23 protein-coding genes and 1 pseudogene are annotated in these 20,618 nt (G+C 63.5%); 11 read left to right on the plus strand and 13 right to left on the minus strand.

The features are described from left to right. The first annotated feature begins 52 nt into the window (after positions 1-52). Together ACLGL5_RS19760 and ACLGL5_RS19765 are read left to right on the plus strand one after the other, a co-directional pair. Positions 53-1,279: an anion transporter gene (locus ACLGL5_RS19760; RefSeq protein ID WP_020628826.1), complete on the plus strand. Its 1,227-nt coding sequence runs from the start codon at positions 53-55 to the stop codon at positions 1,277-1,279. 16 nt (positions 1,280-1,295) lie between these two features. After that, complete coding sequence (locus ACLGL5_RS19765) at positions 1,296-2,165, plus strand: tetratricopeptide repeat protein (RefSeq protein ID WP_069091841.1); 870 nt, start codon at positions 1,296-1,298, stop codon at positions 2,163-2,165. Here ACLGL5_RS19765 and ACLGL5_RS19770 read toward each other — a convergent pair. Together ACLGL5_RS19770 and ACLGL5_RS19775 are read right to left on the minus strand one after the other, a co-directional pair. Continuing rightward, on the minus strand, positions 2,103-2,819 hold the full coding sequence (locus tag ACLGL5_RS19770) for a hypothetical protein (protein ID WP_069091842.1): 717 nt from the start codon (positions 2,817-2,819) through the stop codon (positions 2,103-2,105). The genes ACLGL5_RS19765 and ACLGL5_RS19770 overlap by 63 nt on opposite strands. Positions 2,820-2,878: 59 nt before the next feature. Next, positions 2,879-3,463 (minus strand): TetR/AcrR family transcriptional regulator, encoded by a 585-nt coding sequence (locus ACLGL5_RS19775; protein ID WP_019857382.1) that lies wholly within the window; start codon positions 3,461-3,463, stop codon positions 2,879-2,881. Between the two features lie 79 nt (positions 3,464-3,542). On the opposite strand from ACLGL5_RS19775, the gene ACLGL5_RS19780 reads away from it, so the two are divergent. Then, on the plus strand, positions 3,543-4,418 hold the full coding sequence (locus ACLGL5_RS19780) for a crotonase/enoyl-CoA hydratase family protein (RefSeq protein ID WP_069091843.1): 876 nt from the start codon (positions 3,543-3,545) through the stop codon (positions 4,416-4,418). Between the two features lie 39 nt (positions 4,419-4,457). Here ACLGL5_RS19780 and ACLGL5_RS19785 read toward each other — a convergent pair whose 3' ends face one another. The 3 genes from ACLGL5_RS19785 to ACLGL5_RS19795 are packed head-to-tail and all read right to left on the minus strand — an operon-like array spanning position 4,458 to position 6,381. After that, positions 4,458-4,736, minus strand: a complete 279-nt coding sequence (locus ACLGL5_RS19785; protein WP_069091844.1) for a ScoMcrA-related endonuclease — start codon at positions 4,734-4,736, stop codon at positions 4,458-4,460. Between the two features lie 10 nt (positions 4,737-4,746). Then, complete coding sequence (locus ACLGL5_RS19790; RefSeq protein ID WP_069091845.1) at positions 4,747-5,517, minus strand: SDR family oxidoreductase; 771 nt, start codon at positions 5,515-5,517, stop codon at positions 4,747-4,749. 21 nt (positions 5,518-5,538) lie between these two features. Further along, the gene (locus ACLGL5_RS19795; RefSeq protein ID WP_019857386.1) at positions 5,539-6,381 is read right to left on the minus strand and encodes an alpha/beta fold hydrolase; all 843 of its coding nucleotides are present in this window, start codon (positions 6,379-6,381) and stop codon (positions 5,539-5,541) included. A gap of 260 nt (positions 6,382-6,641) precedes the next feature. Between ACLGL5_RS19795 and ACLGL5_RS19800 the strand changes: the two genes are divergently transcribed. Next, positions 6,642-7,274, plus strand: a complete 633-nt coding sequence (locus ACLGL5_RS19800; protein WP_038645978.1) for a CGNR zinc finger domain-containing protein — start codon at positions 6,642-6,644, stop codon at positions 7,272-7,274. A gap of 73 nt (positions 7,275-7,347) precedes the next feature. Here ACLGL5_RS19800 and ACLGL5_RS19805 read toward each other — a convergent pair whose 3' ends face one another. The 5 genes from ACLGL5_RS19805 to ACLGL5_RS19825 all read right to left on the minus strand — a co-directional run bounded on the left by ACLGL5_RS19805 (position 7,348) and on the right by ACLGL5_RS19825 (position 11,563). Next, a complete protein-coding gene (locus tag ACLGL5_RS19805) occupies positions 7,348-7,665 on the minus strand; it encodes a cupredoxin domain-containing protein (protein WP_038645980.1) in 318 nt (105 codons plus the stop codon). Continuing rightward, on the minus strand, positions 7,662-8,186 hold the full coding sequence (locus tag ACLGL5_RS19810; RefSeq protein ID WP_069091846.1) for a DUF4142 domain-containing protein: 525 nt from the start codon (positions 8,184-8,186) through the stop codon (positions 7,662-7,664). The genes ACLGL5_RS19805 and ACLGL5_RS19810 overlap by 4 nt, the downstream gene beginning before the upstream one ends. A 106-nt stretch (positions 8,187-8,292) precedes the next feature. Next, positions 8,293-8,979, minus strand: coding sequence for an RNA polymerase sigma factor (locus ACLGL5_RS19815; RefSeq protein WP_171903278.1), 687 nt, complete (start codon positions 8,977-8,979; stop codon positions 8,293-8,295). Positions 8,980-9,073: 94 nt separating this feature from the next. Beyond that, on the minus strand, positions 9,074-10,153 hold the full coding sequence (locus tag ACLGL5_RS19820) for an HPP family protein (protein ID WP_069091847.1): 1,080 nt from the start codon (positions 10,151-10,153) through the stop codon (positions 9,074-9,076). Between the two features lie 228 nt (positions 10,154-10,381). After that, positions 10,382-11,563: a cystathionine beta-lyase gene (locus tag ACLGL5_RS19825; RefSeq protein ID WP_494372746.1), complete on the minus strand. Its 1,182-nt coding sequence runs from the start codon at positions 11,561-11,563 to the stop codon at positions 10,382-10,384. Between the two features lie 351 nt (positions 11,564-11,914). On the opposite strand from ACLGL5_RS19825, the gene ACLGL5_RS19830 reads away from it, so the two are divergent. The 7 genes from ACLGL5_RS19830 (at position 11,915) to ACLGL5_RS19860 (ending at position 18,830) form a co-directional block, all read left to right on the plus strand. Then, positions 11,915-12,550, plus strand: a complete 636-nt coding sequence (locus ACLGL5_RS19830) for a DUF1326 domain-containing protein (RefSeq protein WP_019857393.1) — start codon at positions 11,915-11,917, stop codon at positions 12,548-12,550. A gap of 9 nt (positions 12,551-12,559) precedes the next feature. Next, positions 12,560-13,420: a DUF2182 domain-containing protein gene (locus ACLGL5_RS19835; protein ID WP_069091849.1), complete on the plus strand. Its 861-nt coding sequence runs from the start codon at positions 12,560-12,562 to the stop codon at positions 13,418-13,420. A 382-nt stretch (positions 13,421-13,802) separates the two neighbouring features. Beyond that, the gene (locus ACLGL5_RS19840) at positions 13,803-14,831 is read left to right on the plus strand and encodes an amino acid ABC transporter substrate-binding protein (RefSeq protein WP_019857395.1); all 1,029 of its coding nucleotides are present in this window, start codon (positions 13,803-13,805) and stop codon (positions 14,829-14,831) included. A gap of 62 nt (positions 14,832-14,893) precedes the next feature. Then, the gene (locus ACLGL5_RS19845; RefSeq protein ID WP_038645989.1) at positions 14,894-16,081 is read left to right on the plus strand and encodes an amino acid ABC transporter permease; all 1,188 of its coding nucleotides are present in this window, start codon (positions 14,894-14,896) and stop codon (positions 16,079-16,081) included. A gap of 4 nt (positions 16,082-16,085) precedes the next feature. After that, a complete protein-coding gene (locus ACLGL5_RS19850) occupies positions 16,086-17,243 on the plus strand; it encodes an amino acid ABC transporter permease (protein WP_494372747.1) in 1,158 nt (385 codons plus the stop codon). 76 nt (positions 17,244-17,319) lie between these two features. Next, complete coding sequence (locus ACLGL5_RS19855; protein ID WP_031240865.1) at positions 17,320-18,069, plus strand: amino acid ABC transporter ATP-binding protein; 750 nt, start codon at positions 17,320-17,322, stop codon at positions 18,067-18,069. 95 nt (positions 18,070-18,164) lie between these two features. After that, on the plus strand, positions 18,165-18,830 hold the full coding sequence (locus tag ACLGL5_RS19860; protein ID WP_069091851.1) for a TIGR02117 family protein: 666 nt from the start codon (positions 18,165-18,167) through the stop codon (positions 18,828-18,830). Here ACLGL5_RS19860 and ACLGL5_RS19865 read toward each other — a convergent pair. The 3 genes and pseudogenes from ACLGL5_RS19865 to ACLGL5_RS19875 form a co-directional block, all read right to left on the minus strand. Beyond that, a pseudogene (locus ACLGL5_RS19865) lies at positions 18,831-18,938 on the minus strand (hypothetical protein); the annotation flags it as partial. A 15-nt stretch (positions 18,939-18,953) separates the two neighbouring features. Next, a complete protein-coding gene (locus tag ACLGL5_RS19870; RefSeq protein WP_069091852.1) occupies positions 18,954-20,192 on the minus strand; it encodes an FAD-dependent monooxygenase in 1,239 nt (412 codons plus the stop codon). A gap of 19 nt (positions 20,193-20,211) precedes the next feature. Continuing rightward, positions 20,212-20,457 carry a zinc-finger domain-containing protein gene (locus ACLGL5_RS19875; protein WP_015318409.1) on the minus strand — a complete coding sequence of 82 codons (246 nt, stop codon included), beginning with the start codon at positions 20,455-20,457 and terminating at the stop codon, positions 20,212-20,214. Positions 20,458-20,618: the final 161 nt, after the last annotated feature.

Below are 20,618 nucleotides of genomic sequence, written 5' to 3' on the forward strand. Positions count from 1 at the left end.
ATCACCGGGCGGACCGCATCGGCGCCACCAGATCGAGCGGGGCTTCTTACCAATGACATTGATGGGCGCGGCGGCACTGCTGATCCTGGTCCTGACCTATGCCGGCGTCGCCATCGGCCGCATCCCCGGCCTGCGTCTCGACCGGGCGGGCATCGCGCTGCTTGGCGGCGCCGCGATGATCGCCATTGGCGCGATCAGCATGGAGGACGCCTACCGCGCCATCAATTTCGACACGATCACGCTTCTGCTCGGCATGATGATCGTGGTGGCGCATCTGAAGGTTTCCGGCGCCTTTCGTGGCCTGGGCGCCATCGCCATCGAACACGCGCACGCGCCCTTCATGCTCCTGGTGATGGTGACGCTGCTGACCGGCGTGCTGTCGGCCTTCCTGGTCAACGACGCCATCTGCCTGGTCATGGCGCCGATCGTCGTGCACGTCACTCGCGTCATCAATCGCAACCCGATCCCCTATCTGATCGCCACCGCCACCGCGTCGAACTGCGGCAGCGTCGCCACCATCACCGGCAATCCGCAGAACATGGTTATCGGCGCGCTGTCGGGCATTTCCTATCCCGCTTTTTCGGCGGCGCTGGCGCCGGTCGCCCTGTTCGGCCTCATCGCGGTCATCGTCATCGTGCGCATTGTCTATCGCGCCGAATTCACCCGCACCGCCGAATTGGCGCCGCATATCTCGCGCGGCCGCATGCATCGCGGGCAGGTGCTGAAGGCCGTGATCGTCTGCATCGGGCTGGCCATCGCCTTCTTCGCCGGCGTCCCCGTTGCCAAGGCGGCATTGATCGGCGGCGCCATTCTCCTGCTCACCCGCGCCATCAAGCCCGACCGCATCTACCGTGAGATCGATGGCCCGCTGCTGTTCATGTTCGCCGGTCTGTTCGTGGTGGTCGCCGGCGCCGAAAGGACGTTGCTGACGCCGGATCTCATCGCCTCGGCCAAGAATCTCGGCCTCGACGATGTCTGGCGCCTGTCAGGCTTCACCGCGGTGCTCTCCAACATCATGAGCAATGTTCCGGCGGTGCTGGCGCTGCGACCGTTCATACCTGGGCTGGAAAACCCCGAGCGGGCATGGCTGGTGGTGGCGATGAGTTCAACGCTCGCCGGCAATTTCACGCTGCTCGGCTCGGTCGCCAACCTGATCGTCGCCGAGCAGTCCAAGGCTGCCGGCACCCCCTTGTCCTTCGGTGCCTTCTTCAAGGTCGGCCTGCCGCTGACGCTGGTCACGCTCGTCGCCGGCACGGCATGGCTGGCGCTGGGGTTCTAGCGGGAGTGGCAAAGCGGTGACGAATACGAATCAAGCCGAAAGCGGCGATCTGATCCGACGTGCGGTGGCCGCTTTCAATTCCGGCAATCACGGCCAGGCAATGCGGCTGTGCGAGTTAGGCCTGAAGCAACACCCGAACGATCCGGCGCTTTGCCATCTTCTGGCGGCGGTCCTGTTCGCCAGGGCGGATTTGTCGGGGGCTCGCACGCGCATCGAGACGAGTCTGGCTGCTCATGCGGATAATGTGCCCGCCTTGATTCTCGCATGCAGGATTGCCCGGGCCGCCGGCCGGTTCGAAGCAGCGTTGCAACAGCTGGATCGCGCGGCAAAGCTGTCATCACAGGCGGAAATACTGATCGAGCGGGCACGCACCCTCGATCAGGCAGGCAATGCTTTGGCCGCGGGCGAATGGTGGACACTTGTCTTGCAACGGGATCCGAAATCCGAGGAGGCTACGGCGCGCCTCGGACGCCTTGCCTGGCAACGCGGTGCGTCTGTCGAGGCAGAGGGCTTCCTCGAACGCGCCGTCGCCGGCGGCGGGCATCCTTCTGCCTGGTTTGATCTCGGCTTGGTGCGTCAGGATATGCGCAAGTTCGGCGCCGCCGCCCAGGCCTATCGACGCGTGCTGGAAATGAGCCCCGATACCCCGGAGGCTGCCTTCAATCTGGGCGTCGTCTTGCAGGAAACTGGCGATCTCGATGGGGCGATGCTGGCGTATTCAACGGCCTATCGTCTGCGCCCATCCACGTTCGGCGTCATCGCCATGGCGCTTACATCGGCACCGAGTGGTCGGCTGTGGCTTGATGAGGAAGCACTGCGTCGCTCACTCGCCAGTGGAGCGCCCCCGCCGGGCGCGGAACCGCTTACGGTAGACACCAGGCGTTGACAGGACACTAGCGACCGTGCGCGCATAAGACGCCTGCCGTTCTTCGTCGAACACCTCGTATTCCAGCTGCGGCGCCGCCCGCGGAACCGCAAAGCACTGTGCGACCGGGGTTCCTTTCGCGAGCACACCGGAGAACCCAGGTTCCGTCCAGACCGCCGGGAAATTGATACCGCCATCGCTGAACCGGTCGGAATCCACCAAGCCGGTCACCAGCCTGAAAGGAAGATCCTCGCGATTGACTGGATGCGTCGCGAACAGCGACCAGCCGTCCTCGACATCGATGGTCCAGAAGCTGTTGAATTTGAGGGCGGCTTGGCCGGGCGTAGCAAACGGGCTGCCAGCGAGCTGCCCCGGCGTGTGGAAGCTCAATGGCGCTCTTGGGTGGTTCTGCGTGACCGGTTCTGGAATTTGCCAGTCCCACGAAAAGGTGCCCTTGTCGACGACGACGTCGCACGGCAGCAGGACCATGAAGCCATAGGTCATCGCATCGACAACGGGTGGGCATTGCTTGAGCGTGCGAATTTCGCGGCCGTGGATCGCCGAATAGGCGGTGGCGGGCATGGCGCGCAGCCATTCCGGCAGAGCGCCGCGCGCCGGGATCGGGCGCGGCAAATGCTCGATCAACATTGGATCACATCGAAAGATGATACGCATTACCGCCTCCCTGGCATTGCGATACCATGCTTGCCGGCTGCGTTCCAAGCCACGGTTGGTCAGTCCTTGTTCTGCGATCTCGCCCGAACAAGCGTCGCCGCGGCGTGGCCGGCTGCCGCGATGTAATCGGGATTGCGGTGGACCAGCATGATCGAGAACGAGCCGTCTATCAAAAGCACGATCTCGCGTGCCACGGCCTGCGGCTCCTCGACGCCGTGGTCGGACAATGCGCCGGCCAGCCATGCCTCGAAATTCGACTTGTGGCGCGACCCCACCTTGACCGCCGGATGGCCGGGCATCGAAGCGAGTTCCGCGGCCGTGCGCAGAAAGCCGCATCCCTTCCATTTCGGGTGGCGCGCAACCCGCGCCAGATTGCTGAAGATCGCCTCGACCTTGCGGTCCGCGCCGCCTTCCGCGACATCGAACCAGCCGGCCATCTGCCGCAGATTGGGCTGGTCGCGCCCGTCGAGATAGGCGGCGATCAGGTCGTCCTTGCTCTTGAAGTGGTAGTAGAGCGTCCGCTTGGTGAGGCCTGCCTTTTCGGCGACGGCGTCGACGCTGACGCGACCGATTCCTTCGGCATAGAACAGTTTTGTGGCGGCATCGACGATGCGTTTGCGGGTCGGGATGATGGCTTCAGACATCAGGCGTGTATACCGACTAGTGAATATACACGCAATCGAAAGCATGATCCCTTTCCGTGGTATCTGGAAAGGAAGAACAATGGCCGATCTTATCCTGAACGAGACCCGCGACGGGGTGAGCGTTCTCACCCTCAACCGCCCGGAAAAGCTCAACGCGCTGAATTATGCTCTGATCGATCGCCTGCTCGCGGTTCTCGACACGATAGAGACCGACAATGCGGTCCGCGCTGTCATCCTGACCGGGGCAGGGGAACGTGCCTTCTCCGCCGGCGGCGACATCAACGAATTCTCATCGAGTGTCGCCGCAGGCACGGATGTGGCGTTGCGCGACTTCGTCCTGCGCGGCCAGCGACTGACGGCAAGGCTCGAAGCCTTCCGCAAACCCATCATCGCCGCTGTCAACGGGATTGCCTTCGGCGGAGGCTGCGAGATCACCGAGGCCGTGCCGCTGGCCATCGCCAGCGACCGCGCCCTGTTCGCCAAGCCGGAGATCAACCTCGCAATGCCGCCGACCTTCGGCGGCACGCAGCGCCTGCCGCGGCTCGCCGGGCGCAAGCGCGCTCTGGAACTGCTTTTGACGGGCGCAACCTTTTCGGCTGAACGAGCGGCCGAACTCGGCCTCGTCAACAAGATTGTGCCGCATGCCGAGCTGATGCCGGCAGCGCACGATCTTGCCCGCCGCATCGTCACGCATTCGCCGGCGGCGCTCGCCGGCATTCTCACTGCGGTGGCCCGCGGCATCAACCTCAGCATCGCCGAAGGGCTGTTGGTCGAGGCCGAGCAATTCGCCCGCATGGCCCCGACCGCCGATCTCAGGGAAGGCCTTGCCGCCTGGATCGAGCGGCGCGGGCCCAGCTACGACGGCTCCTGGACGCATATCACAAGGCCGGACGAGGCAAGGCGCGCCTCGCTGCGGCTCGACCAGGTTGCGGGGCAGTGCAAAGCGTCGAGATGAGGCGTCATGTCGAGGTGCAGCGTCGCTGCCTGACGGCCGTCACTTCGCCCTGACGATGAACCCCAACTGCCCCAGCACTTTCACCGCGCCGCTCTTGCCGCCCTCGAAGTCACCCGATGCCAGCCTCTTGCCGGTGGCGAATTCGTAGGCAGTGCCGAGGATCGCCTTAGGTGGATAGAGGCGGTTGTCTGCCACCAGATCGTAGGTCGTGGTCGGGGCAAAGCCATGCTCGGCGAAGAAGCGCTCAGGCCCCAGCCGGTCATACTCTTCCATCGCCCGCATGACATGGGCGCGGGTCACGCTGTTCCAGGCAATCATGCCATCCTCCTCAGATCGATTTCACTTCGCCGCCATCCATGCGCAGCGTCGAGCCGGTCATCCAGCGCGCGGCGGGTGACACCGGGAAGGCCATCAGCTCGGCGATCTCTTCCGGCTCGCCGTAGCGGGCAATGCCGGCTTCTCTCGGGAAGTTGGCCGTCGCCTCCTCGACGCTCACCTTGTGCAGCTGCGCCCAGTGTTCGAGATAGGAGCGCCGGCGGCCGGTCATCACCGGACCGGGCAACACACTGTTGACCTGCACGCCGTCGGCGATGCCGCGGTCGGAGAAGGCCTTGGCCAGCGCGACGATGGCCGCATTGATCGTGCCGACGGCGGCATAGGGCGCCTTGGGAAACAGTGCCGAATTGCCCGACATCAGCACCACGGCGCCCTTGGCGGCTTTCAGCGCCGGCCACGCCGCGACGGTAAGCCGGCGGGCGCCGTGCAGTTTCAGCGCCAGGCCGGCATCCCACTGCTCGTCGCACATGTCGAACAGGTCAATCTGCGGCACGGCACCGGCGATGTTGAGCAGCGCATCGATGCGGCCGAAGGCGGCGAGCGCCTGATCGACCACCGCCTTGGCGGCTTCGGGCCGGGCAAGATCGGCATCGATGACCAGCGTTTTCGCGCCCGCTACCCTAACGGCCTCGGCGGTTTCTTCGAGCTTTGAGCGGCTGCGCGCGACCAACACAAGGCCTGAGAAATCCCGCGCCAGCCGGATGGCGATGGCCTGGCCGATGCCCTGGCTGGCACCGGTGACGATGGCGACGGAATTCGACATGGCAAGTCTCCTCTTTTCAGGTCAATGCAGGAAATCGAGGATCGCTTTGGCGATCTCGCTGGCATGCGTTTCCAGTGCGAAATGGCCGGTGTCGAGCAAACGCACCACCGCGTCCGGCATGTCGCGCTTGAACGCTTCGGCGCCGGGCGGCAGGAAGAATGGATCGTTCTTGCCCCACACCGCCAGGAACGGTGGCTTGTGGGTGCGGAAATAGGCCTGGAAGGCGGGGTAAAGGGCGACATTGCTCTTGTAGTCGCCGAACAGGTCGAGCTGCACTTCCTCGGCGTCCGGCCGGCCGAAATAGAAGCTGTCGAGCGAATGACCGTCGGGCGAGATCAGATCCGCCGGCGCGCCATGCGTGTACTGCCAGGCGATCGCGTCCGGCTTGAAGGTAGGGCGCAACGCCTCGCGGTTGGCCGGCGACGGGTCGTGCCAATAGGCGCGGATGGGGTTCCAGCCATCGCTCAGGCCTTCCTCATAGGCGTTGCCGTTCTGCGAGATGATCGCGGCGATGCGCTCGGGGTGCTTCACCGCCAGCCGGAAGCCCGTCGGCGCGCCATAGTCGAACACGTAGAGCGCATAACGGTCGAAGCCGACCACTTCGGTGAAGCGGTCGATGATTTCGGCAATGTGGTCGAACGTATAAGCAAATGTTCTGCGCGCCGGCATGTCGGAGCGGCCGAATCCCGGCAGGTCGGGCGCTACGATATGGAAGCGGTCGGCAAGCAGCGGAATGAGGTCGCGGAACATGTGGCTCGAGCTCGGGAAGCCATGCAGCAGCAACAGTTTCGGTGCGCCTGGTGTGCCGGCTTCGCGATAGAAGATGTTGAAGCCGTCGACATCGGCATTGCGGTAGGCGGTCATGGTTCTCTCCATTGCTGTAACCGAAAAATCGGCATTGGGAAGGTTATCGCAATTGAGGGTGGGCAAGCCCCCTTATGGGGCTCAGGTTCGCATCTCGCCGGCACGCGCTGGCTCTTTTTAGGTCGAGTTGATGAGTAACCTGATAAACACATATAGAACGGTTACGGGATATGAACGTAACTTGTCAATTGGCCTTGAAGGGGTTATCACTGATTTGTGTTCAGGGCGCTCGGCGGGACCGATGCGCGATTGGAGTTACGATGACCCCTGCGATCTTTGTCGGTGACGCGCTCGGCCTGGATTTCCTCAATTCGATTGCGACGCCGCTCGATACCCCTGTCGACTGGATCAAGGATGGCGAGGGGTTGCTGGATTGGGTCGAACAGGCGCGGCTGGCGCCGTCCGAAGCGCTTGGAGACATGCGCAAGCAAGCTCTCCCGGGCGAACTCGACAAGGTCGCCGACCAGGCACGCCGCCTAAGGGAATGGTTTCGCGGGTTCGTGCGCGAACATAAGGGGCGTCCGCTGGCCGCGCAGGATCTTGCGCAATTGGATCCGCTCAACCGCCTGCTCGAGCGCGACGAGAGCTTTACCCGGATCGTCGTCCTAGCCGATAAGGACATGCCTGCGGGTAGCGAGATTCCTTTTCGGCTTCAGATGGCCCGCAAATGGCGCTCGCCCGAGGCGCTTCTGCTGCCGATCGGCGAAGCGCTGGCGCGGTTCGTCTGCAGCGAGGATTTCTCACATGTGAAAGCCTGCGAGGGTCCGGCCTGCACGCTGCTGTTCGTCGACCACACCCGCGGCCATCGGCGCCGCTGGTGCAGCATGGCGCAGTGCGGCAACCGGGCAAAGCAGGCCGCGCATCGTCACCGCGTCAAGGCGCATCACGATTAGCAGCGACGGCTTCTGCAAAAATTGGACCGACGCCGTGAAGCTGGCGGCTCTGCGCCGCCAGCCCCCGATGGCATCACGGCGCCACGTTCACATGACCCTTCATGTTGGGGTGGAAGCGGCAGAAATAGTCGACCGCTCCCGCCGCCTTCAGTGTCAGGCTCGCCGATTTCTTCGGCGGGATCATCACCTCCCAGCCGCCCTTGACGGTGGCCGTATGGGCAAACACGTCCATGTTGACCCACTCGATCGTGTCGCCGACCTTCGCCTCGACGGTCGCCGGCGAAAAGACGAGCTTGTCGATGGTGACCTCTATGGTTGCGGCCGCCGCCGGCGCCGCCATAAGCGTCAGAGCGGCCACCCATGGCAGATGGATCAAGGCGCCCGCTTTCATTTCAGCATGCCGGCGACATGTTCGGCGTGCTGCTCATGCCCCTGGAAGATCTTGAGGCCGGTCTCGAGCAGGCTCTTCAATTCGGCATTGCTGGCCGAAGGGATGAGCAGCGTTTCGAGCGCGCCATTGACCTGCTTGTGATAGGCGACTTCATTCTCGATATAGGCCTTGTCGAAAGCCGCGCCCTTCAGCTTGGCGAGTTTGGCGCGTTCTTCTTCCGCCGCCTTGGTCAGCGCCTGGCTGGTGGCGTTGTCCTCGGGCTTCACCTTGAGCTTTTTGACCAGATCGAGCGCCTGCTTGTTCACCGCCTCATGGTCGCGCTCCATGTCCTTGGCGAAGGCGACGACCTCCTTGTTCTTCGATGTCTTGATCGCCTGCTTGGCCGCCTCGATGTCGAGGACGCCGGCTGTGTAGGCGATATGGGCGATCTGCGGGTCGGTCGGCTTGTCCGCGGCCTGCGCGAACGGAGCAGCGCTGACGAAAAGCAGGGCGGCAAGGGCGGCGGTATATCGGGTGAACATGGCATCCTCCTTCGCCCGGCCGCGAGGAAGCGCCGGGCTTACATTTCCAGTTGACGCCGATTGGATGCGCGGCCGGGAAAAACGTTCCCGCAAAATCGCGACGGGATCATTCCAGGCCCAGCTGCCCCATCACGGCCTTGGTCAACCGCTCGCAGCGGCGGCCGGCGAAGGGGAAGGCGTCGAGCAGGACCGGGCCGATCTCGTCGTCCAGCGCCTTGCGCAACAGGCTACGCGCCCGGTGCAGCCTTGTCTTGACGGTCTCCGGCCGCACGCCGAGCAGATCGGCGGTTTCCTCCATGCTCAGGCCCTCGATGACGCGGGCCACGAAGACCATGCGGTAGATGTCGGGAAGGCTGTCGGTCGCCCGTTCGACAAGTGCGAGAATCTGCCGCTGCGCCATCGTCCGCTCCGGGTCGTCGCTGGGGTTGAGGGGAAAGCGGATGATTTGCGCTTCCGGATTTTCGGGCATCGCCACGGTGCGGCGCCTCTTGCGCAGGCGGCCGAGCGCTTCGTTGATGACGATGCGCGACAGCCAGGTGGCGAGCGAAGAGTCGCCGCGAAATGTCGCCAGATTGGCGAAGGCGCGGACATAGGCCTCCTGGACGACGTCCTCGGCTTCGGCGTCGTTGCGCAGTATTCCGCGCGCGATGCGGTAGAGCCGCTGGTTGTATGTCTTGATGATCGTGCGGAAGGCGCCCGCGTCGCGCGCCAGGGCTCGCTGTACAAGCATCAAGTCGCCGGAAAGAGCCTCGGCCACCCCGGGCATTTTGACGGGTATTGCGAGCTTGCTCATCGCGACCGGATCTCCCCGAGCAGACGCTTGACTGCACGTTGGACGCGCCCGCCGAAAAAAGGTTCCCGAATTTCGGCAAGCTGGCTCCGCTATTTTAAGCCGCCGCCAGTCCTTTGTCTGCGGCCTGCACGCGCGCTGCCGCCGCCAGAAGGTCGGTCTGGGTGATCAGGCCGAGAATGCGCCGCTCACCGTCGACGATGACCACGGCGTGGCTGCGGCCGTCGGTCAATAAGGGAAGCAGGCTCATCGCCGGTGTCTCGGGCGAAGCCGTGCCGGCCTTCGACATCACACCCTTCACCGTATCGGTCGCCTTCGTCAGCTCCCGCAGGCCGACGGCGCCAACCAGCCTTGCATCCGCGCCGACCACCGGCAAGGTGCGGATGTTGTGATCGAGCAGTTGCTGGCGCGCCTCGTCGGCGGTGGCCTGCTCGGGCACCGAAACCACGTCGCGGGACATGATGTCCTGGCAAAGCAGCGTCCGGTGTGAGCGCACCATGGCCTGCAGCTCGACTTGCCTCAGGAGCCGTTCGAGGTCGTTGCGGTCGATGTCGAAGGTTTCGTCGAGCGTGGTCAGCGCCGCGTCGATATCCTCGGGCTGGAAGCCGACGCGCTGCTGCGCCGGCGGATCGGCCGTCCCGTGGCTGTTGGCTGCGGGGGCGGCGACATGCGGGTAGTCGCGCCGCGCCAGCCTGTGGAAAAGCAGGCCGAGCGTGACTAGGATGATCGAATTCAGGGCCACCGGCACGAACGGAAACAGGAAGCCGGCGCTGACTACGGCCGGCCCGCCGAGCACCGCCGTCAGCGCCGCCGCGCCGCCCGGCGGATGCAGGCAGCGCGTGAACGACATGGCCGCGATGGCGAGCGCCACGGCGAGGCCCGAGGCCATGACCGGATCATGGATGAAATGCGCCACCGTCACGCCCACCAGCGCCGATATGGAATTGCCGCCGATGATCGACCAGGGCTGCGCCAACGGGCTCGCGGGCACGGCGAAGAGAAGTACGGCCGAGGCGCCCATCGGCGCCACCAGCAGGGCCACATGCGGGCCGCCGCCCATTGCCAGCCCGCTGATCACGCCGGTCAGCGCGATGCCGATCGTGGCGCCGATACAGGCCAGCAGCCGCTCTCGCAGCGTCGCGCCGGCAAGGATGGGGACAAAAAGACGAAAGGCCATGGCAGGGTTGTGACCAAATGGGATTGGACGAGGGTACCAGTGCAGCACGCAATGCGGCAGAACCCGCGGATTTGAAAGTCAAACAAATCCCGAAAGCAGCGGCCCGGGAGAATAGTATTGCGCGACGCGCAGCAATGGGATGCCGCGAGCGGCTCGCGCTTTGTCATCAGCGCCAAGGCCTTGCGGCTGTCTGCTGATTCTGCCCGGCAGTCAGTCCGTGCGCGCCGGTTAGGCCGTCGCTGCGGCCAGACCGCGCAAAATGTCGGCTTTCAGGTCGTCTACATCCTCGAGACCGATCTGCAGGCGGATCAACGGGCCTTCATAAGGGCCTTTTGCAACGACGCGGTCGCCAAGCCAGACCGGCACCGCAAGGCTCTCATAGCCGCCCCAGGAATAGCCGAGGCCGAATATCCTGAGCGCGTCGAGGAAAGCGTGCTGCTCCTTCTGGCCGCCGCCGGCGAGCACGATGGAAAAGATGCCGCTCGAACCGCAAAAGTCGCGCTTCCACAGATCGTGGTCCCGGTGGCTGGGAAGGGCAGGATGGAGCACGCGCGCCACGCCCTTCTGGCCTTCGAGCCACGACGCGATGGCCAGCGCGCTGCGCTGGTGATGCTCAAGGCGCACGCCCATGGTGCGCAGACCGCGCAACACCTGGTAGACATCGTCGGGTCCCGCGCAGCAGCCGAGCGTGCAGAAGCTCTCGTAGAGCTGCTCCCAGTGGCTCTCATTGGCCGAGACCGTGCCCAGCAGCACGTCGGAATGGCCGGCCGGATACTTCGTCGCCGCGTGGATAGAGATGTCGACGCCGTGGTCGAGCGGCCGGAAATAGAGCGGCGTCGCCCAGGTGTTGTCCATCATCACGATAGCGCCGGCCGCGTGCGCCGCCTTGGCGATCGCCGGGATGTCCTGCACCTCGAACGTATTGGAGGCCGGCAATTCCGTGAACACCACCTTGGTGTTGGGCTTGATCAAGGCGGCGATGCCAGCGCCGATACGAGGATCATAGTACTCCACCTCGACGCCGAGCCGCTTCAGCATCGTGTCGGCGAAATTACGGGTCGGATGGTAGACGCTGTCGACAATCAGCAGGTGATCGCCGGCCGATACGAAGGCGAGCAGCGGAATGGTCACCGCCGCAAGGCCCGACGGCACCACGATCGTGCCGGCGGATCCCTCCAGGGCGTCGATGGCCTGGGCAAGGGCGTCCGTCGTCGGCGTGCCGCGCGTGCCGTAGGTGTATTTCTGGCTGCGGCCAGCCATTGCGGCGGCGTTGCGGAACAGCACGGTCGAGGCGTGCACGACAGGCGGATTGACGAAGCCGAAATAGTCGTGAGGGTTGTTGCCCGAATGGGCCAACCGCGTGTTGATGCCCATTTTGCCGGAACCCTGCTCGTTGCCGTCCTTAGCCATTCTTCGTCTTCGCCTTGTTTGACAAGGCGCTAGCCATAGTGCGGCGTCGTGGACCGCGCAACCGCCCAGCCTTCGCCAAGGATAGACTTCGAATATGCCAATTCTCCGGCTGAACGGCATTGTGGCGAGGCCCTGAAACGGGCCGGCCAAGGGGCGGCAATGATTGTCGGCGGAGCCGATCGTGCCCCGGTCAACCTATTGTAGGCTGCTATGAAACATATATAATAGATTTCTAATATTAATCGCCGGATTGCCTCGATCAGATGCTGCCGGACGGTTTTTGGCCGGTTACCTCCTGATCCCCCCGGTCCGGGTATCGCGCTCACAGAGCGCGGCAAGGGGAGGAATGCCATGGCCAAAGTCAAATGGACAATGAAGGCGCGCGAATTCGTCAACTGCAATTGCGCCTATGGCTGCCCATGCCAGTTCAACGCCATGCCCACACACGGCTTCTGTCAGGCGGTTACCGGCATCGAAATCGAGAGCGGGCATCACGGAGCCACCAAACTTGATGGATTGCGGCTCGTCGGGATTTTCCGCTGGCCCGGCGCCATCCATCAGGGCGGCGGCGAAGCAGCGGTGGTTGTCGACGAGAGGGCGAGCGAGGCCCAGCGTGAAGCGCTGCTTCGCATACTCGGCGGACAGGACACCGAACCAGGCGCGACTATATTCGAGGTCTTCTCGACCACGCTGGAGAAATTCCATGACCCGATCTTTGCCCCGATCGACTTCGAGGTCGACGTCGACGCGCGAACCGGACGCCTGCATGTCGAGGGCGTAGCCGACGGTCATGGCGAGCCGATCAAGAATCCGGTCACCGGCGCCGAGCATCGGGCACGCATCGACCTGCCGCACGGCTCCGAATACGCAATGGCCGAGATCGGGCGCGGCTGGACCAAGGCGACAGGCCCGATCAAGTTCGAGGTGGCCGATACGCACAGTCATTTTGCCAATCTGCATCTCACGCAGAGCGGCGTCGTCCATTGAGCTGATCCAATGGGCGACACGGCCTTAGAGGCGGTGCTGCGGCGCGACCGCACGGTCGTGATGGCCGCGCTCGTCGTGATTGCGGTGCTCGCCTGGGCCTATGTGCTGTGGCTCGCCATCGACATGGCCATGCCCACATCCCCGATGCCGGCTGGAGCGAGCGGCGATATGGCCGCAATGGACATGTCGAATATCGACGTGGGTGGCATGGATATGGGCGCCGCCGTGGCGCCCGGTTTCCGGGCCTGGGCACCCGCCGATTTCGCCTTCATCTTCACCATGTGGGCGGTGATGATGGTCGGCATGATGACGCCTTCGGTCGCGCCGCTGCTGCTGCTCTATGCCGGCATCGGCCGCAAGGCGCAGGCGGATGGCCGCCCCATCGCTTCGACCGGATGGTTTTTTACCGGCTATCTCGCCGTCTGGATCGTCTTCAGCATCGCCGCGACCGTCGCGCAATGGCTGCTCGGCCGCCTGGCCCTGCTCGACCCCTCGATGGCGACCGACAGCACGATCCTCGGCGGCCTCGTCCTGATCGCCGCCGGCCTCTATCAATGGACGCCGATCAAGGGCGTCTGCTTGCGCCAATGTCAGGGGCCGATCGGGTTCCTGATGAGCCATGGCGGGTTCCGTTCCGCGCCGGTCGGCGCGATTCGGCTAGGTGTCGACCACGGCCTCTATTGTCTGGGCTGCTGCTGGGCGCTGATGGCCCTGCTGTTCGTCGGCGGCGTCATGAACATCCTGTGGATTGCCGGTATCGCCATCCTCGTTCTCCTGGAAAAGATGGCTACGAGCGGGCCGTTGATCTCGCGCATTTCGGGCGCGCTGATGGTGGCCGCCGGCGTGTGGTTGATGTCTCGCGCACTTTGACGGCGCAGATCCGATGACAGTCTTCGGACTTGCCAATTCATCCGGTATCCAGATCAGGGACGCCAAGCTCGTGCCAGTTATGGATTTCGCCGCTGACCCGCATTTGCGATGAATGCGCTTTGCCGACTTTATTAGCGCCGTGACTAAATTGCGGCTGCGTTTGTCTGCAATTCGGGCATTTCAGGCAATCGATTTTCAAAGACGTTCGGATTCGGTCATTTCCCTTGACCTCACAGGAATTATCGCCTTCGATGCTGTTCGTGAATGGGAGGCGGCGCGTCGCTTACGATGCGGGATTCCGGGAATGGGCTGGAATGGGAGCTGCGTTCACACGGGAAAAAAGATCAGGTTTTGCCTGAAAACAGAAAAGGGTCTGTGGGTCATGAAACATATTGCTATCGGCATCCTTGGCGCCGCTACGCTCGGGTTTATGGGGTCGGCCGCGTCGGCGACGACGCTCGACACCGTCAAGGCGAAGGGCTTCATCCAATGCGGTGTCTCGACGGGTCTGGCCGGTTTCTCGGCGCCCGACGACAAGGGTGACTGGCAGGGCATCGACGCGGATTTCTGCCGCGCTGTCGCGGCCGCCGTCTTCGGTGACGGCACCAAGGTCAAGTTCACCCCGCTCAGCGCCAAGGAGCGCTTCACCGCGCTGCAGTCCGGCGAGGTCGACATCCTGTCGCGCAACACCACCTGGACCATCAATCGCGACACGGCGCTTGGCCTGAATTTTATCGGCACGACCTACTATGACGGCCAGGGCTTCATGATCAACGCCAAGAAGCTGCCTGGCGTCAATTCGGCGCTCCAGCTCTCGGGCGCGGCCGTGTGCGTGCAGAGCGGCACCACCACAGAGCTGAACCTCGCCGACTACTTCAAGGCGAACAAGATGGAGTACAATCCGGTCGTCTTCGAGAAGCTCGAAGAGGTCAACGCCGCCTATGACGCCGGCCGCTGCGATGTCTACACCACGGACCAGTCGGGCCTTTACGGTATCCGCCTGACGCTGGGCTCGCCGGCCGATCACGTCGTGCTGCCCGAGATCATCTCCAAGGAGCCGCTCGGACCGGCGGTGCGCCAAGGCGACGACCAGTGGTACCACATCGTCAAGTGGACGTATTTCGCGCTGCTTGACGCCGAGGAACTCGGCATCACAAAGGCCAATGTCGATGAAATGAAGAACTCGGCCAGCCCGGAGATCAAGCGCGTTCTCGGCCAGGAAGCCGACACCAAGATCGGCACCGATCTCGGCGTCTCCAATGACTGGGTCGTCAATATCGTCAAGGCCGTCGGCAATTACGGCGAAATGTTCGATCGCAATGTCGGCTCGGGCAGCCCGCTCAAGATCGCGCGCGGCATCAATGCGCTGTGGACCAAGGGCGGCCTGCAATACGCTCCGCCGATCCGCTGACCGAAATGTGATCCGGAAGGCAGATATCTGCCTTCCGGTTTCTCTTTTCAGGGGACGGGCACATGGCATCGCAGGAAGTTCTTCGCGAGGAGTCCAGCAGGGCTTCCTTCATCAATGACCCGAAGATACGCAGTCTCTTCTTCCAGACGCTGGTCGTCATCGTCCTGTTCGGCTCCGTCTGGTGGATCGTGCAGAACGTCATCGACAATCTGCAGCGCCTGCACATCGCTTCCGGCTTCGGTTTTCTGAGGGGCAGAGCCGGGTTCGACATTTCGGATACGCCGATCGCCTATACGTCGGACTCGACCTATGGCCGCGCCATCGTCGTCGGCCTGATCAACACCATCATCGTCGCCGTGGCCGGCATCATCACCGCCACAATCATCGGCTTCGTCATCGGCATCGGCCGCCTGTCGCAGAACTGGCTGATCCAGAAGATCTGCACGGTCTATGTCGAGATCTTCCGCAACATCCCGCCGCTGCTGGTCATCTTCTTCTGGTATTCCGGCGTGCTTGCCGTGCTGCCGGCGCCGCGTGACAGCTATCATCTGCCCTTCGGCTCCTTCCTCAACCAGCGCGGCTTCTACTTTCCCCGCGCAGTCTGGGGCGAGGGTTCCTGGCTGATCTTCGTCGCCCTCCTTGTCGGCATCGCCATGGCCTGGTTCGTCGCCCGCACGGCGCGTCAGCGGCAGATGGCGACCGGCCAGCAATTTCCGGTGTTCTGGACCTCGGTGGCGCTGATCGTCGGCCTGCCGGTGCTCGCCTATGTGCTGAGCGGCTTTCCGCTCAGCTTTGATCTTCCCAAACAATCGACCTTCAATCTGACCGGCGGCTTTCAGGTCAAGCCGGAGTTCCTGTCGCTCTATCTGGCGCTGTCCTGCTACACGGCCGCCTTCATCGCCGAAATCGTGCGCGCCGGCATCAGGGGCGTCAGCAAGGGCCAGACCGAGGCGGCCGCGGCACTTGGGCTGCGGTCCGGGTCGATCTTGCGGCTGGTTGTGGTGCCGCAGGCCATGCGTATCGTCATCCCGCCGCTGACCAGCCAGTATCTCAACCTGACCAAGAACTCCTCGCTGGCGATCGCCATCGGCTATCCCGACCTGACGGCGACCGCCGGCACGGTGCTGAACCAGACCGGACAGGCGGTCGAAGGCGTGCTGATCATGATGATCGCCTATCTCATACTCAGCCTGGTGACCTCCGCCGTCATGAACGTGGTCAACGCCAGAATGGCGCTGGTGGAGAGGTAGAGCCATGCAGGAACACGATATGTCCTGGGTGCGCACCGAAATGGCCTTGGCGCAGCCTGCACCGGCCAGCGTCAGCGGCCCCGGCGCCTGGGTGCGCAGGAACCTGATCGGTTCGGTTGGCGACACCATCCTCACGATCCTCGGCATCGTCATCGTCGCCTGGGTTCTGCCGCAAATCATCAACTGGGCGTTCATCAACGCCGTGTGGACAGGGCCGGACCGCACCGTCTGCGCGACCGTCGCGCAAGGCGGCATTCAGCCGGATGGCTGGAGCGGCGCCTGCTGGGCCTTCGTCAATGCCAAGTTCGGCCAGTTCATGTTCGGAACCTATCCGGTCGAGGAGCGCTGGCGGCCGATCTTGGTCGCCATCCTGTTCACCGCGCTGCTGGTGCCGATGCTGATCCCGCGTGTGCCGCGCAAGGGATTGAACGCCATCCTGCTGTTCCTGGTACTGCCGATCGTCTCGTTCTTCCTGCTGGTCGGCGGCGTATTCGGCCTGCAGCATGTCGAAACCTCGCGCTGGGGTGGGCTGCTGATCACGCTGAGCCTTTCCTTCGTCGGCATCGCGGTGTCGCTGCCGCTGGGAACCGTGCTGGCGCTCGGCCGGCGCTCCAAGATGCCCATCGTCAAGATGTTGTGCGTGGTCTTCATCGAAGCCGTGCGCGGCATCCCGCTGATTACCGTTCTGTTCTTCGTCAGCGTCATGCTGCCGCTGTTCCTGCCGGCCGGCGTCACCTTCGACAAATATTTGCGTGCGCTGATTGGCGTGTCGCTGTTTGCCGCCGCCTACATGGCCGAAGTGGTGCGCGGCGGGCTGCAGGCTATTCCGAAAGGCCAGTACGAGGGCGCCAATTCGCTCGGCCTCGGTTACTGGCAGAAGATGGGACTGATCGTGCTGCCGCAGGCGCTGAAGCTTGTCATTCCCGGCATCGTCAACACCTTCATCGGCATGTTCAAGGATACCAGCCTGGTCCTCATCATCTCGATGTTCGACCTGCTCGGTATCGTGAAGCAGAATTTTTCCGACGCCAACTGGGCAACGGCGCAGACCGCCAAATCCGGTCTCGTCTTCGCCGCCTTTGTCTTTTGGCTGTTCTGCTTCGGCATGTCGCGCTATTCAATGTACACCGAACGCCGGCTCGACACCGGCCACAAACGCTAACAAAAGAATAAGGGGACCCGTCATGGCCACCGAAAACGCCGTCAGCGCCGAAGAGATCAAGGTCAACGCCGCCAAGATGCACATCTCGACCACCGATGTCGCCATCGACATCATCGCCATGCACAAATGGTATGGCGAGTTCCATGTGCTGAAGGACATCAACCTCAAAGTGATGCGCGGCGAACGCATCGTCATCTGCGGCCCGTCGGGCTCCGGCAAATCGACGATGATCCGCTGCATCAACCGGCTGGAAGAGCATCAGAAGGGCAAGATCATCGTCGATGGCAAGGAGTTGACCAACGATCTGAAAAAGATCGACGAGGTGCGCCGCGAGGTCGGCATGGTGTTCCAGCACTTCAACCTGTTCCCGCATCTGACCATCCTGGAGAACTGCACGCTTGCGCCGATCTGGGTGCGCAAGACACCGAAGAAACAGGCCGAGGAAATCGCCATGCATTTCCTCAAGCGCGTGAAAATCCCCGAGCAGGCCAACAAATATCCCGGCCAGCTGTCTGGCGGCCAGCAGCAGCGCGTGGCCATCGCGCGTTCGCTGTGCATGAACCCTCGCATCATGCTGTTCGATGAGCCGACCTCGGCGCTCGACCCGGAAATGATCAAGGAAGTGCTGGAGACCATGGTTGGTCTGGCCGAGGAAGGCATGACCATGCTGTGCGTCACCCACGAAATGGGCTTTGCGCGAAAAGTCGCCAACCGGGTGATCTTCATGGATCAGGGCCAGATCGTCGAGCAGAACACGCCGGCCGAGTTCTTCGACCACCCGCGCCACGAGCGCACGAAACTGTTCCTCAGCCAGATCCTGCACTGAGCGGGTCCAAACTGGAGCGCAAGAGCCCGGCCGCAACGCGGCCGGGCTCTTTGCTTGTGGAACGGGTGATGCGATTGGCGGCGGGGGCGTCATCGATGAGAAAAGTCCTGCGTTTCCTCTCCATGGTGCTGGCCGCGATCGTGCTTGCGGCGACCCTCGGCACGCTGGTGCCGCGCCCGCTCTGGCCGGCGGCGTCGGCGGGCGAGGGCACGCGGCATATACTGGTGCTGGAGAACCCGATCCATACCGATATCGCCATTCCAGTGGACGACGCCGTACGCAAGCGCTTCCACTTCCTGGTGGACGCCGGGCTGCCGTCAGATGCGCCCGAGGTGCGCTACATCGTCTTCGGCTGGGGCGGCCGCGCCTTCTATCTGGAAACACCGACGTGGTCCGAGCTCAAGGCCGTTCCGGTGATGAAGGCGCTGACCCTCGACGCCTCGGTCATGCATGTCGATGTCGCCGGCGCTATCGTCGAACCGCATCCCGATGTCGCCGGCTTCGACATTGGTGATGATCAGTTCACGGCCTTGCTTGATTTTATCGCAGCCAGTTTTCAGCAGGGGCCTGGCGGCCCGATCGTCATCGAGAATGCGGCCTACTCCAGCTTCGACCGCTTCTACGAGGCGAACGGTCATTTCAACGCACTGGTCGGCTGCAACACTTGGACCGCCGCCGCGTTGCGCACCGCCGGCCTGCGGACCGGCTGGTGGAACCCGTTGCCGGTGTCGCTGGGATGGTCGTTGCGGCTGTATAATTAGCTAATCGGCTTTACGGTCCTGCTTCATCACATATTCGCGCAATGCCTTATTGATCGCGCTTTGATAACCGCGACCATCGGGCGCGCGCCCCTTGAACCATGCGACTAGATCAGAGTCGACGTCCTACCGCCTGACGACCCTCTGCTCCTCCCAGCCATAAAGCCAGTCGAGGTCGGCGGCGAGCTTCTCCGCCGGCCGTGCCGCCAGCACCACATTGCGGGCCAGTGCCACCGGACCTCGGGCGTGCCAGGCAAGCCGGTTGAGCGCACCGCGCTTGAGGACCCTCTCCACGCGCGGCCGCCGCAGATTTTCCCAGATGGTGAGGCTCTGTCGCGGATCGGCGGGAAAGTCGGTGACCAGAGTGGCGAGCGTCGCTGCATCCTCGATCGCCATTGCCGCGCCCTGTGCAGCGAACGGCGTCATCGCATGCGCGGCATCGCCGATCAGCGCGATGCCGGCTGGCATTGTCCAGGGCTGCTTCTGCTCCACGGTATGCAGCGGCCAGGTCAGCCACGGGCCGGCCTGCTCCACCAACTTCACGAGCCCTGGCGCGGTGCCGCGCATGGCGGCGGCGAGGATGCCGGTATCGGCACGGCCGGACCAGCCCTCGGCGATGCGCTCGCCTTTGGTGAACGCGACGAGATTGAAGGCGTCGCCCTTGCTGACGGGATAGGCGACCATATGGAAACCCGGATGCAGGAAAGTCGTGACGCAATCGGCCGCGCCGATCGCGGCAAAGGCTTGCCCGGCGCCGCTGTCGGCCGCGACGGTGGTGCGCCAGGCCAGCTCTCCCGAAAAACGGCTTCTTGGCGATGCCATCCTTTTTGCATCGACAAGCCCGCGCACCGACGACCAGACGCCATCGGCGCCGACCAGCAAGGAGCCCTGTTCCTCTGCCGTATTGCCGCCGATCTCGACGGTCGCCGTCACACCACGGCTGCCAGTCGCAATTTTTTCGACGCGCGCCCCGAGCGTGAGATGGATATCAGGCATCTCTGCCGCACACGCCATCAGCGCACTCTGCAGGTCGGCGCGATGGGCGACGAGATAGGGAGCGCCCCAGCGGCTTTCACCCGATTGTCCCAACGGCACACGCGCCAATTGGCGTAACGTCCTGGCATCCTTGAGCATCACGGCCTCCGGCCGCACCGTCGCCGGCAGCAGCCGGTCGAGCACGCCGAGGTCACGCAGGATGCGTGTCGCGTTGGGAGAAAGTTGGAGGCCGGCGCCTACGGCTTCCAGGCGCGGCGCTTGCTCGAACACCTGCACGGGATAGCCGCGTCTGGCAAAAGCAAGTGCCGCGGTCAGGCCCGCGACGCCCGCTCCGGCGATGACGATTTGCCGAGAGCGCTGGTCGTCCATCAGGTCCGTCGGGAAAGAATCAAGCGGCCTGGTCGATGTAGAGGCAGCCTGCCGGCAGCGTTTCCGTTGCCTTCAGCTTCGGCGAGTAGCGGTAGAGCGTCGAGCAATAGGGGCAGACTTTCTCATTGTCGTCGCCCATGTCGAGGAACACATGCGGGTGGTCGAAAGGCGGATTGGCGCCCGTGCACATGAATTCCTTGACCCCGATGTCGATCGCCGGATGGCCGGCATCGTTCTGGAAATGGGGAATGGAACCGCCTGCCATCGTCGTCTCCTTAACGCAGTCTCGCATGCATCTGGATCATAACAGGTCTCTTTGCAAGATCGATGAAATGAAACTGTCGCAAAAGCCTGTCAGAGGATAAGTTGAGCCGATTAAGCGTGTGACCGCGGATACCAAGCGATTCCGCGACTGATAACGCTTTA

It is taken from the genome of Mesorhizobium sp. U510 (assembly GCF_059180695.1).